Source organism: Sphingomonas sp. (assembly GCF_031380695.1).
GTDB lineage: Bacteria > Pseudomonadota > Alphaproteobacteria > Sphingomonadales > Sphingomonadaceae > Sphingomicrobium.
Genome location: NZ_JANMWY010000138.1, coordinates 1 through 10,982, shown reverse-complemented (window position 1 = coordinate 10,982; position 10,982 = coordinate 1). Strand labels below are relative to the sequence as shown.

Below are 10,982 nucleotides of genomic sequence, written 5' to 3'. Positions count from 1 at the left end.
GATCGGTACCGCCGGGCGCAGGATCATAGTCTTGGCCAGCGCCGCCGCCATCGCATCCGCCGCCGGCTGCATCAGCGAGCAGTGGAACGGCGCCGACACCGGCAGCTGCACCGCCCGCTTCGCGCCCATCCCCTTGGCCAGCTCGATCGCCCGCATGATCGCGGCGAAATGGCCCGAGATGACCACCTGGTTCGGGTCATTGTCGTTGGCCACTTCGCACACGCTCTTGATTGCGCCCTCCTGCGCGAGGCCCGCAGCGGCCGCCTCGGCGATCCTGCGCGCCAGCTCGACATCGGCACCCAGCAACGCCGCCATCGCCCCCTCGCCGACCGGCACCGCTGCCTGCATCGCCTGCCCGCGCAGTTTCAGCAGCCGCGCCGTCGTCGCCAGGACGAACGCCCCCGCCGCGCACAAAGCCGAATATTCGCCCAGGCTATGCCCCGCCGCGACCTGCGCCGCGCTGCCCAGCTGCACCCCGCAATCGCGGGTCAGCACCGCATAGACCGCCAGCGCATTGGCCATGATCGCCGGCTGGGCATTCTCGGTCAGTTTGAGTGCGTCCTCGGGCCCGTCGCGCATCAACCGCGAGAGACTCTGGCCCAGCGCCTCGTCGACCTGCTCCAGCACGTCGCGCGCCGCCCGGCTCGCCTTGCCCAGCGCCGCGCCCATGCCGACCGCCTGGCTACCCTGCCCCGGAAACAGAAATGCGCGCATGAAAATCCCCTGCAAATCAAGCCGCGCGGCAAGACCGTGATCGTTTCAGATTGGAACAATCTGGAACGTGAATCACGCTCTAAGCATATGATTAGCGCCTGATTCACGCCTTCAGCGGACGCGCGAAGCGCTTCCACTGAAGGCGATCAGGTTCTAGGCCCAGCGCCTGCGATTGCCAAGCCCGCGCGACAGTGCGAAGCCTCCGCCATGTCCGACCAGACCATCGCGTCGCCACCCGCCCCTCTGGCCGTCGCGCCAGCCCCGCGCCTGCTCGGACGTTGGATGAGTCTCGCCATGGTCGTCGGCACGATGATCGGCTCGGGCGTCTATCTACTGCCGACGACGCTCGCTCCATTCGGGGCCAACATGCTGGTCGCCTTTGCCGTCACCATCGGCGGCACGCTGTGCCTCGCGTTCGCGCTTGCGCTTCTCGCCGCGCGCATCCCCGGCGGCCCGTTTGCCTACGTCAGCCAGGCATTCGGCGAAACCGCCGCCTTCGTCACCTTGTGGAGCTATGCCGTATCGCAGTGGACCGGGATTGCGGCGATCGCGATCGCAGTGGCCGGCGCACTGTCCTACATCGTCCCAGCGCTCGGCCACGGCGTTGGGCTGGTGACCGTCGCGCTGCTGTCGATCGCAACGCTGTTGGCGATCAACCTGCGCGGCGTCCGATCGGCGGGCGGGCTTCAGATTACCGCGACGCTGATCAAGATCGTGCCGTTGCTGGCGGTTGTCCTGCTCGTCGCCGCCCGCTTCGCCACCGCCGCCCCGGTCGAGCCACTGGCCGCAGTCCCGCTCACCCTCACCGCGATCGCCACCGCCGGCGCGCTGATGCTGTTCTCATTGACCGGGTTCGAAGCCGCTGCGGTCGTCGCGACGGTCACCGACGACAGCGAGACCAATGTGCCGAGGGCGACCCTGATCGGCACCGCACTGACCGGCGTAATCTACCTTACCGCTACCGTCGCCACGCTGATGCTGTTGTCGAGCGTGCGGGCCGCAACCAGCGGCGCGCCCTTCGCCGACGCCATCGCGCCGATCCTCGGCCACGCCGCCGGCGCAGTCGTCGCCGCCATCGCCGCCGTCAGCGCCTTCGGCACCGCCAACGCGCTCCTGATGCTCGGCGCCGAAGTGTCACGCACCCTCGCCCGCGCGGGTGACCTCCCGCCCCTGTTCCGCCGCACCAATTCGCGCGGCGCGCCCAGTGGCGCACTATGCGCCAGCGCGCTGATTGCCGCGCTGCTCGTCCTCGCCAGCAGCAGTGACAGCTTCGTCCCCGTCTATATCTTCATCACGCTCGTCTCGACCGTCGCCGCGCTGATCCTCTACATCGTCTGCGCCGCTGCCGCGCTGAAGCTGAGGGTCGGCGGCCGCTGGACCGCCCTATTGGTCGTCGCGATGGCCTACAGCGTCATGATGTTCGTCGGCGCCGGGTGGGAGCCGACCCTGTGGGGCTTCGGCCTTGCCGCGGCCGGGTTTCCCGTGCGCTATTTGTCGCGCCGCTTCACGGGCTCCATGGAGATCGCGCCAGCCGCGCCTCCGGAACCAGCCGCCTGAGCTTCTGCGCAAAGCTGCGCAGGCACACTTCGCTCGTCCCCAGCGGCCCCGCGACATAGCTCGGGCTCGCCATCCCCGCCTGCACGCGGCTGATCAGCACCGTATCCTCGTCATTGACCCGCCGGTTGATCCGCCAATTGAGGAAGCGCGCCGCCCGCATCTCGCGACTGCTGTCCGGCAACGCATAGCTGATCTCGCGGATAACGGTCTGCGTCGCGCTTACCGGCAGGAACTGCATGAAGTCGACCTGGTCGGGATAAATGTCGAATGCGACATTGGGGAACAGTTTGAAATAGAGCCACTTGCGCCGGTGCGACGGCGGCAAATGCGCCGCCTCCGGCAGAAACTTTTGATACGCCCGCTCCGACCAATTGGCGCTCGGCTCGTCGCGCAGATCGCCCTCCATCCGGTCGACATGCTCGCCTGCCTCGATCCGATACCCCCGCCCGAATAATCGCGTCAGCCCCGGGTGCCCGACCGGAATATGCAGCCCGTCCGAATAATTGTCGGCGATCGTCTTCCAGTTGAGCGCGCGCGGGCGCAGCGTCACCTTGCCCGTCGCGCGCAATTCCTCGAACCAGTAAGGCGCCACCTCGCCCTCATGCGGCGCCATCATCTCGGCGACGGACGGCGCGCCCGGCTCCAGCGTCACGAACAGAAACCCGCGCCACTCCTCCAGCGCCACCGGCACCAACCCGAGCGCCGCCGGATCGAGCCCCGGATATTCCTCGCGCATCGGCACCCCGACGAGCCGCCCGTCCTTTGCGTAAGTCCAGGCATGATAAGGACAGGTCAGCCGCGCCGCACACCCCGCCTCGCCATCGACCAGCCGCGACCCGCGATGGCGGCAGACATTGGCAAAGGCGCGCGCGACGCCGTCGTCCCCGCGAATGACGATCACGCTCTCGCTGAGATAGTCGAATGTCCGCCACTCCCCGGGCAAGGCGATCTCGCTGGCATGGCACACGACTTGCGGCGCCGCGCGAAGGAACGCGGCACGCTCGGCAGCGAAGAAGTCGGGGTCGTGGTAAAGCCAGCCGGGCAGGCTCGTCCCGTCGAGCGGGTCTTCGGCGGCGGCGACGGGGCGGAGGTTGGTGGCCATTACCGAGCTATGGCACGAATCGGCGGGCGCTCAATAATTATACCGGCACTGCGCGACCTCGAGCGTCTGCGCGTCGCCTTTGCCTGACGCCTGTTTCCGGCCCCAACCGAAACAACTTTCCTACAGCCACGCGACGGCGCACAGGCTGGTCGATGCAATCGTTCGATGCTCTTTCGCGCTCGCGTGGCCGTGCCAACCATCTCTCAGGCATCATCGCGATCCTTGCGCCGACGGGCCGCAAACTTCGCGAATTTTGGAGCAGCGCCATGCGTCCCGAATGCCCCATGGTCAGTGCGACCTTTGGGACTTTTCGCGGGCGGACGCCCTCCGTCGCCACCGTGAAGATCGGTGAAGATCGACGTCCACAGCGGTCTCCGCCCCGGACCCTGCTCGCCGCCGGAAACAGCGGCAACCATCAACTTTACACCATCGACTTGTTCATCTTCAGCCATGCCGACCCGCCGCCGCCTTGCCTTTTCGCAGCGCTTCGACCATAGGCCCGCTCGTCCGGGGTGTGGCGTTGCCGCGCCCCGGTTGCTTTTGAACGACAGCCGGAGGGGCGTTCGCATGGTGCGGCGTCAACGATCGGCCAACAGATGAGACAAGCATGCCGCTTTACGAGCATGTTTTCCTCGCGCGTCAGGACCTGGCTCAAGCCCAGGTCGATGCTTTGGCGGAAAACGCGACCAAGATCCTGACCGACAACGGCGGATCGGTGGTCAAGACCGAGACATGGGGCCTGCGTGGCCTCGCTTACCGTATCCAGAAGAACCGCAAGGCGCATTACGTCATGCTCGAAGTCGACGCGCCGGCGCCGGCGGTGGCCGAGCTCGAGCGCCAGACCGGCCTCAACGAAGACGTGCTGCGGTTCATGACGATCAAGGTCGATGCCCATGAGGCCGGCCCGTCGGTGATGATGCGCAAAAATGATCGTGACCGTGAACGCGGCGGCGATCGCGGTGGCCGCGGCGGTGATCGCGGCGGCTTCGGTGGCGGCGGCTTCGGCGGCGGCGACCGTGATCGTGATCGCGGCGGTGACCGTGGTGGCTATGGCGGCGGCGGCGATCGCCCCGACCGCGCGCCCCGCGCCGAACAGGAGGCTTGAGCCATGGGTCGTCCCTTTTTCCGTCGTCGCAAGTCGTGCCCGTTCAGTGGCAAGGATGCCCCCCAGATCGACTATAAGGATGTGCGCCTGCTGCAGGGCTTCGTGTCCGAGCGAGGCAAGATCGTTCCGAGCCGCATCACTGCGGTCTCGACCAAGAAGCAGCGCGAGCTGGCCAAGGCGATCAAGCGCGCCCGCCAGATCGGCCTGCTCCCCTACCTCGTGAAGTAAGGAGGCCTCACCATGGACGTCATCCTGCTCGAACGCGTCGAGAAGCTCGGCTCGATCGGTGACGTGGTCACCGTCAAGAACGGTTTCGCACGCAATTTCCTGCTGCCCAACACAAAGGCGCTGCGGGCCAATGAAAGAAACCGAAAACTGTTCGAATCGAACCGCGCCAAGATCGAAAGCGACAACGCCAACAAGCGTGGCGATGCCGAAGTCGCGTCGAAGGACGTCGACGGCAAGTCGGTCATCCTCATCCGTCAGGCATCGAACGTCGGCGCGCTCTACGGCTCGGTCAGCGCGCGCGACATCGTCGACGCGCTGGACGCCGAGGGCGCCAAGGTGACCAAGAACCAGGTCATCCTCGTCAAGCCGATCAAGGCGATCGGCCTGCATGACGTCCGGATCGCGCTGCACCCCGAGGTCAGCGTAACGGTCAAGGTCAACGTGGCCCGCTCGCCGGAAGAAGCGGAACTGCAGGCGAAGGGCGTCGACGTGATGGCGTCAATGTTCGAACGCGACGAGGCCGGCTTCACTGAAGCGTACGACCCCAATGCCGAACCGGGCGCGACCGCCGAGGTCAACCCCGAGGCGGCCCCGGCCGCCGAAGCTCCAGCCGAGGGCGACGCCGCCTAAGCCGCGTTTTTCCGGTCGCCAACAGATTAAGCCGTCGGGGGTGACCCTGCGGCTTTTTCCGTTCGTCGCCAATTACTTCGGCTCGTCGCACAGCGCGGAACGGGAAATCGCGAACGGCGTTGAACCGCCAAGGACGCCAGATCCTGGAGAGGATTTCAGCCATGGTTCAGCGCGAACCGCACGACAATTCCCGTGATCAGCACTTGCTTGGCCGCCAGCAGCAGTCAGGCCAGCAACTCGACCGCCCGACCAGGCGCGCCACGTCGAACGATCGCTCGTTCCTGGGCTCATCTTTTGCCGGGCAAGTCGGCAACCGCGAAGAGTTCCTCGAGCCCGCCGCATAGGCAGCGGCCGCGGTCAGGCGGCCGCAATCTTGGCGAAGAAGGCTTTCTCGCCTACAATGATCGCGGCGAAACTCGGTCGGGCGAGGATCGCGTCGGCAAATGCTTTGGCGCGAGGCCAGCGGTTTAAATCGAGCCCGAGATGCTGGAAATTGGCAAACGGGCTAGCGACGGCGATATCAGCGAGGGTCAGTCGGTCGCTGACGAGAAAGCCCGAGTCCGGGATCAGCTTTTCCAGATAGTCCATGACCTGCGGCAATTCCTCATGCTCGGCTTTGTCCGCCAAGGCCAAGTCGCCCTCGACCTTGAGGAACGTTGGCGAGACGATGCGGTTGAAGAACATTTTGCCACCGCAGCCCGACAGCATCGTGTCGGCCCATTCCTCTAGCCAAATCACCGTGCCGCGCTGACGCGGATCGGCCGGGATTAATTCCGGATCGGGATGGAGAGCCTCGAGATATTGCACGATCGCGCTCGAATCGGCGACGGTGTAGTCGCCGTCCATCAGCGCCGGCATCTTGCGCAGCGGACTGGCGCGGAGGAAATCTGGATCGGCGCTGCCCAACCCCATCGCGCGTAGTTCCAGCTTGATCCCCTTCTCGTTGGCATACGCCAGCACCTTGCGCACGAATGGCGACATCGACGAACCGAACAGGATCATGCTCTCTCTCCCTTACGCACAGGATAGGCGCGTATCGGCAGGCGGTCCAGCGGCCCAGCTAGTGTGGCATACGATAATGGTCCGCCACTCGGTCGAGTGCGAAGGTCAGCACCAGCTTGCCCGCCCGCGCCGGCCAGCCGAGCGCCCGTTCGGCGTCGCGCATCCCTTCGCCGGCGCAGACCACTCGCCACAATATATCGCCGAGCCCTCCCCCCGCCGCCACGACCGCCGTTTCGAACCGCCGCCGTGCGTCGATCTGCGCGCCGGTCGGGTCGATCGACGGCGAGGCACCGCCGCCGCGCGCAACCTGCGCTCCATCCCATGACATGGTCACGCGCGGTTCGAGGTTGCCACGTTCAAAATCGGCGCGTAGCCGCTCACCTGCGGCAAATTGCCGCTCGGTGAGATGGCCATGACCGAACAACCAGCCGAGTGGCGACTCGGCGAGATTGACAGTGACTAAGCGGCCACGGCGTGCGCCGTGCGCCGGGGGGAGGGCTGCCGCGCAGACGACCTCGTCGCGGATTGCCCGTTCTTCCAGCAGTCGTTGTCCTTCGCGTCGCGCCATTCCTCTCACTCCTGCACTCGTTCCCGATTCGCCAAGGCTTGCCACACGGGATAATCTGTAGGACAGTGTAAAACCGAATTGGTTAGAGAGGGCACCCATGATCACCCGCATCCGTGAAGTTCGACGCGCCCGCGGCTTGACGCTCGACGATGTCGCTCGAGCCTGCACTCCGCCCACCACACCGCAGACGATAGGTCGTCTCGAAACCGGGACGCGCACTGTCTCGGTCGGCTGGCTCAACCGCATTGCCGGCGCGTTGGGAGTCGAGGCATCGGACTTGGTCGACAGCCCTGACAAGAGCGAGTTGCCGGTGGTCGCTGTGCTGGGCGCGGGCGGGGCCGCCGCCCCGCGTCGCAACGGCATCGTCGTACCGCCCAAGGCAGGAGCGGGCCAGGTGGCGATGACTGTATCGGCGTCGCTCGGCGATTATCGCGCGGGCGACGAAATCTGGTGCGAGCAGCTCGATCCCGAAGACTTTGCCCGCGCGCTCAACCGCGACGTGCTCGTCCCGCGCCCCGCCGGTCGCTTCCTGTTCGGTCGCCTGATCGGTCGCGAGGCGGGGAGCAGCACTGACGGCGGAAAACTCCACTTGCTTCCGCCCGGCCCTGGTAGCCGCCAGCAGGTCGTCACCGACCCGCCGTGGATTGCGATGACGGTGCGGTTAGTGAGGGGGCTGTAGCGATACGCATTCACCGCCTTGCCCCGGCGCCCGTGACATGGCATCGCGCCGCCACCGCAAGCGCGGGCGCTTAGCTCAGTTGGTAGAGCGCTTCCTTTACACGGAAGATGTCGGCGGTTCGAGCCCGTCAGCGCCCACCAGACACTTGTTGCCGCTCCTCCCGGCCGACGAATTGACGCCATCGAATGACGCATAGCCATGCGGTCAGACCGCATCTTTCGCCAGATAGACGGCCTGCGGCACCATAATTCGAGCAGCCCCTCGATGCCATTTCGACCCTGAAACCGCTCTGTTTGTGACAAGCGAAGGGATTGCCGGGGCGCAGCGTCAGATCTGGTTGATCCGGATCGTTCCGGTTTCCATGCGGCGCGCGATATTGACGACCTTGACTGATAGCGATTGCCGCCCGCCGGTCGCGCAGGACGTCGTAAAAACCCTCGTGAACATAGAGTCGCTTGGTAGCGACGCAGATCTGGGCGCTGTTGAAGAAGGCGCTACTCCACGCGCAACCTGCGCGCCCGCAACACCGCCGCGCTCTATCAACAGGTGGCCCGGCTGACGTCCGCCTCCACCGCCGCCGTGGTGCTCGCGAAATGCCACGCCGCACAAATTCCGGCCCAGCCGGTGAGCCACACCGGCGACATATTGGAGGAAACCCATTTGGCCGCAACTGAGATTTTTCCGGCGCCGCCGTCACCGGACCGAAGGAAACTATTTCGAAATGGCGCAGCCGGTGGGCTTCAGCGACGGCGGTTCTGCCGAGGCCGACTTTCCCCCCGGCTCGGCGAGCATGGCAAAGCGGCTAATGGATGGGCGAAGGCCTGGATGCGCAACACCGATGCCAAGCTGACGCTGGCGGACCTTGTGACGCGTCCGCCGACATGGCACGATCGGCCGCGCGTCTTTCAACTCCCAGCCACTGCGCCGACATGACCGAAATAGTTGCGCATCGCCAGGCTGGTGGCTGCGGAGAGCTCGACGAACACGCGGCGGCCGTCATGCGGATCGGCCCGGCGGAGGAAGATGCCGGTGTCCGTCAGCGTCTTGATCCAGCGCAGCGCGGTCGTTGCCGGGACGGCGGCGGCGATGCACAGGCTGGACACCGGCACGCGAACCTGGGCGATCTCTGACTGGGTCAGGTCGAGCAGCATGTCCCATGCGGGATCGGCGAACAACTCCTCCGAGAAGAAGCGCGCCCGCACCCGCCGCGCCCGGATCACCGACTGGACCTGTTCGCGGGTCACTTGGCCAGCAGGTTTCTCGGTCGATCCAGCAGGGGCGACGGCGAGGCCCTTCACGCTGTCGGGACCGTTCGACAGGCGAGCGAGAGTCGCGGCGATGCGGCCGACGTCCTCGCTCAGTTGACGCAGACGGGCGGTGCTATTGTCGGTTGCGATGTCCCCAACCTTGGCCGGCGGGGGGATCGCGCAAGCTAGCGCGAGGGCGACGACGCGATCGTTGCAGTCGCCGTCGACCAGAAGCGTGACTCGTGGACTGGTCAGCCGCGCCGAGATCGGATCGATCAGAGCCGCCCCGGCGCAGATGACTGCACCATAAACGCCGGCGTCTGCATCCCGATCGATCCGCGACAGCAGCCGGTCGAGTGCATCGCCGTGGTCGCGGTCGAGTTCGATCCACACCGCGCTGGCCGCCGGCTGGTGGTCGATCCGCTCGACCGCATCCTCGATCGGGACTGCGGCAGCAAGGCGGAGGCCGGCAGCCTCGATCTGGGCAATGCCGCGATCACGTGCTGCGGCGCTGCTACCGAAGACAAGCGCGGGCGGAAGGTGCTCGCCCGGCGAACCCACGGGTTCGCCGGCAAGCCGGCTGGCGTACATCATGAAAAGACCCTTTTCGAAGCATGTACCGAGCAAAACGGATCATAACCAAATTGGCGCCGCTGTCGCTGGTCAATTGATCCGAAACCGATCAAATCCATAATGGTGGCTTGCGTAGGACGCCAGCAAGCTCCTTGGTCGCAGAACGACGCAGCGAGGGGGCGAGCGTGCATCGGCGATGGGATGATAAGGCGGCGGCGCAGCGCGCGCACTGGTTCGGGGCGCTGGCGGAGGCGCTAGCCGAGGCCGAGCGGCTGACAGCGCTGATGATCCAGTGGCGGGTCGAGGGGCTCGACGCGGTTGCCCTGCGCCTGCAATTGCAGATCGTGCGCGGCCAGGTCGACATCCTCCAACGCGCGGTCGAGCCGGCCGCCGATCTGCCGGAGGCGGACCTGCTATGGGACATGATAAAGGTGCCACCGCGCCCTGACCACGTCTCCTGAGTTTATCAGCGCGGCGCCATCCTGATTCCGCCGTCCAACCGGATGCTCTCGGCATGGAGATAGGGCGTTTCGGCGATGAAACAGGCCAGCTTGGCATATTCCTCGGCCGTGCCGAGCCGCTTCGGGAAGGGCACTTGCGCTGCCAGCGCGTCCTGCACCTGGGCCGGCATCATCGCCACCATCGGCGTCTTGAAGATGCCCGGCAGGATGGTGTTGACGCGAATGCCGTCGTTCATCAGATCGCGCGCGATCGGCAGCGCCATTGCCAGCACGCCGCCTTTCGAGGCGGAATAAGCGGCCTGGCCGATCTGGCCGTCCTGCGCCGCGACCGAGGCGGTGTTGATGATGCAGCCGCGCTCGCCGTCCTCGAGCGGGTCAAGCCCGACCATGCCGAACGCCGAATAAGCGATGCAGCGGAAGGTGCCGACCAGGTTGATCGCGATCGCCAGCTCGAACTGGTGGACGGGATAGCGCTTGGGCTCCTTGGTCTCCTTGTCCCGGCCGACGGTCTTCACCGCGTTGGCGACGCCGGCGCAGTTGACGAGGATGCGTTCCTGACCGTGGGCGGCGCGGGCTTTGTCGAACGCCGCGCCGACCTTCTCGTCGCTGGTCACGTCGACTTCGCAGAAGATGCCGCCGATTTCCGCCGCGACCCTTTCGCCGCGCTCGACGTCGCGGTCGAAGATGGCAACTTTCGCGCCCTTGGCGGCGAGGGCGCGCGCGGTGGCCTCGCCGAGGCCGGAAGCGGCGCCGGTGACGACTGCGGAAACTCTGTCGATGTTCATATAGTTTCTCCCAAATTCCGTTCGGGCTGAGCCTGTCGAAGCCCTGCCCTTATCGAGTTCGCGTTAGAAGGAAGAACAGTCCTTCGACAAGCTCAGGATGAACAGACTCTTCCTGAAGCCGATCTGATCTCCTTCGCGCTTAAACTGTCGATGTTCATTCGTCCGCTAGCGATTTGCGTCAGTTTAGTAAGCTTAGCGGGGCAACGGAGCCATCGGCGCGGGTCCGCGGATGGCGGTTGGTGGTCATCAGGGCGAGCATAGGCAGGCTGCGGGGCTGTAGGACAGGGTAAATTGCTGTTCCCCGACGCAGGCCGGGGTCTAGGACGGCGCG

Annotated in this window: 15 protein-coding genes and 1 tRNA gene; 10 read left to right on the top strand and 6 right to left on the bottom strand. The window is 65.8% G+C overall.

The annotated features are described in order from the left end of the window. Positions 1 to 714 (bottom strand): ACP S-malonyltransferase (locus RMN84_RS05080; RefSeq protein WP_309611112.1); only part of this gene is annotated, 714 nt, incomplete at its 3' end. Between the two features lie 207 nt (positions 715 to 921). Here RMN84_RS05080 and RMN84_RS05075 point away from each other — a divergent pair. Then, on the top strand, positions 922 to 2,271 hold the full coding sequence (locus RMN84_RS05075; protein ID WP_309611111.1) for an amino acid permease: 1,350 nt from the start codon (positions 922 to 924) through the stop codon (positions 2,269 to 2,271). Here the strand turns inward: RMN84_RS05075 and RMN84_RS05070 are convergent. Beyond that, positions 2,219 to 3,373: an aromatic ring-hydroxylating dioxygenase subunit alpha gene (locus tag RMN84_RS05070; RefSeq protein ID WP_309611110.1), complete on the bottom strand. Its 1,155-nt coding sequence runs from the start codon at positions 3,371 to 3,373 to the stop codon at positions 2,219 to 2,221. The genes RMN84_RS05075 and RMN84_RS05070 overlap by 53 nt on opposite strands. Positions 3,374 to 3,525: 152 nt before the next feature. Between RMN84_RS05070 and RMN84_RS05065 the strand changes: the two genes are divergently transcribed. From RMN84_RS05065 to RMN84_RS05045, 5 genes are all read left to right on the top strand, one after another. Beyond that, positions 3,526 to 3,870 (top strand): hypothetical protein, encoded by a 345-nt coding sequence (locus RMN84_RS05065; RefSeq protein ID WP_309611109.1) that lies wholly within the window; start codon positions 3,526 to 3,528, stop codon positions 3,868 to 3,870. 110 nt (positions 3,871 to 3,980) lie between these two features. Next, positions 3,981 to 4,478 (top strand): 30S ribosomal protein S6, encoded by a 498-nt coding sequence (rpsF, locus tag RMN84_RS05060; RefSeq protein ID WP_309611108.1) that lies wholly within the window; start codon positions 3,981 to 3,983, stop codon positions 4,476 to 4,478. A 3-nt stretch (positions 4,479 to 4,481) separates the two neighbouring features. After that, a complete protein-coding gene (rpsR, locus tag RMN84_RS05055; RefSeq protein ID WP_309611107.1) occupies positions 4,482 to 4,706 on the top strand; it encodes a 30S ribosomal protein S18 in 225 nt (74 codons plus the stop codon). A 12-nt stretch (positions 4,707 to 4,718) separates the two neighbouring features. Beyond that, entirely contained in the window at positions 4,719 to 5,336 is a 618-nt protein-coding gene (rplI, locus tag RMN84_RS05050; protein ID WP_309611106.1) for a 50S ribosomal protein L9, read from the top strand. 161 nt (positions 5,337 to 5,497) lie between these two features. Next, positions 5,498 to 5,680 carry a hypothetical protein gene (locus RMN84_RS05045; protein WP_309611105.1) on the top strand — a complete coding sequence of 61 codons (183 nt, stop codon included), beginning with the start codon at positions 5,498 to 5,500 and terminating at the stop codon, positions 5,678 to 5,680. Between the two features lie 13 nt (positions 5,681 to 5,693). Here the strand turns inward: RMN84_RS05045 and RMN84_RS05040 are convergent, their stop codons facing one another. Both RMN84_RS05040 and RMN84_RS05035 read right to left on the bottom strand, forming a co-directional pair. Next, on the bottom strand, positions 5,694 to 6,338 hold the full coding sequence (locus RMN84_RS05040; RefSeq protein ID WP_309611104.1) for a glutathione S-transferase family protein: 645 nt from the start codon (positions 6,336 to 6,338) through the stop codon (positions 5,694 to 5,696). 58 nt (positions 6,339 to 6,396) lie between these two features. Beyond that, complete coding sequence (locus RMN84_RS05035) at positions 6,397 to 6,906, bottom strand: DUF6456 domain-containing protein (protein WP_309611103.1); 510 nt, start codon at positions 6,904 to 6,906, stop codon at positions 6,397 to 6,399. A gap of 97 nt (positions 6,907 to 7,003) precedes the next feature. Between RMN84_RS05035 and RMN84_RS05030 the strand changes: the two genes are divergently transcribed. From RMN84_RS05030 to RMN84_RS12290, 3 genes are all read left to right on the top strand, one after another. Beyond that, complete coding sequence (locus tag RMN84_RS05030; protein ID WP_309611102.1) at positions 7,004 to 7,585, top strand: helix-turn-helix transcriptional regulator; 582 nt, start codon at positions 7,004 to 7,006, stop codon at positions 7,583 to 7,585. A gap of 64 nt (positions 7,586 to 7,649) precedes the next feature. Then, positions 7,650 to 7,725 (top strand) — tRNA-Val (locus RMN84_RS05025). Positions 7,726 to 8,131: 406 nt separating this feature from the next. Next, a complete protein-coding gene (locus RMN84_RS12290) occupies positions 8,132 to 8,518 on the top strand; it encodes a hypothetical protein (protein WP_405051441.1) in 387 nt (128 codons plus the stop codon). Here the strand turns inward: RMN84_RS12290 and RMN84_RS05020 are convergent. Beyond that, positions 8,491 to 9,426: a MarR family transcriptional regulator gene (locus tag RMN84_RS05020; protein WP_309611101.1), complete on the bottom strand. Its 936-nt coding sequence runs from the start codon at positions 9,424 to 9,426 to the stop codon at positions 8,491 to 8,493. The two genes, RMN84_RS12290 and RMN84_RS05020, sit on opposite strands and share 28 nt — an antisense overlap. A gap of 164 nt (positions 9,427 to 9,590) precedes the next feature. On the opposite strand from RMN84_RS05020, the gene RMN84_RS05015 reads away from it, so the two are divergent. Beyond that, the gene (locus RMN84_RS05015; RefSeq protein ID WP_309611100.1) at positions 9,591 to 9,866 is read left to right on the top strand and encodes a hypothetical protein; all 276 of its coding nucleotides are present in this window, start codon (positions 9,591 to 9,593) and stop codon (positions 9,864 to 9,866) included. 5 nt (positions 9,867 to 9,871) lie between these two features. Here RMN84_RS05015 and RMN84_RS05010 read toward each other — a convergent pair whose 3' ends face one another. After that, positions 9,872 to 10,651 carry an SDR family oxidoreductase gene (locus tag RMN84_RS05010; protein ID WP_309611099.1) on the bottom strand — a complete coding sequence of 260 codons (780 nt, stop codon included), beginning with the start codon at positions 10,649 to 10,651 and terminating at the stop codon, positions 9,872 to 9,874. Positions 10,652 to 10,982: the final 331 nt, after the last annotated feature.

Bases quoted from the DNA above. Each gene is read 5' to 3' on its own strand.
- RMN84_RS05075 (WP_309611111.1), top strand. From the start codon at position 922: ATGTCCGACCAGACCATCGCGTCGCCACCCGCCCCTCTGGCCGTCGCG.
- RMN84_RS05070 (WP_309611110.1), bottom strand. From the start codon at position 3,373: ATGGCCACCAACCTCCGCCCCGTCGCCGCCGCCGAAGACCCGCTCGAC.
- RMN84_RS05065 (WP_309611109.1), top strand. From the start codon at position 3,526: ATGCAATCGTTCGATGCTCTTTCGCGCTCGCGTGGCCGTGCCAACCAT.
- rpsF (WP_309611108.1), top strand. From the start codon at position 3,981: ATGCCGCTTTACGAGCATGTTTTCCTCGCGCGTCAGGACCTGGCTCAA.
- rpsR (WP_309611107.1), top strand. From the start codon at position 4,482: ATGGGTCGTCCCTTTTTCCGTCGTCGCAAGTCGTGCCCGTTCAGTGGC.
- rplI (WP_309611106.1), top strand. From the start codon at position 4,719: ATGGACGTCATCCTGCTCGAACGCGTCGAGAAGCTCGGCTCGATCGGT.
- RMN84_RS05045 (WP_309611105.1), top strand. From the start codon at position 5,498: ATGGTTCAGCGCGAACCGCACGACAATTCCCGTGATCAGCACTTGCTT.
- RMN84_RS05040 (WP_309611104.1), bottom strand. From the start codon at position 6,338: ATGATCCTGTTCGGTTCGTCGATGTCGCCATTCGTGCGCAAGGTGCTG.
- RMN84_RS05035 (WP_309611103.1), bottom strand. From the start codon at position 6,906: ATGGCGCGACGCGAAGGACAACGACTGCTGGAAGAACGGGCAATCCGC.
- RMN84_RS05030 (WP_309611102.1), top strand. From the start codon at position 7,004: ATGATCACCCGCATCCGTGAAGTTCGACGCGCCCGCGGCTTGACGCTC.
- RMN84_RS05020 (WP_309611101.1), bottom strand. From the start codon at position 9,426: ATGATGTACGCCAGCCGGCTTGCCGGCGAACCCGTGGGTTCGCCGGGC.
- RMN84_RS05010 (WP_309611099.1), bottom strand. From the start codon at position 10,651: ATGAACATCGACAGAGTTTCCGCAGTCGTCACCGGCGCCGCTTCCGGC.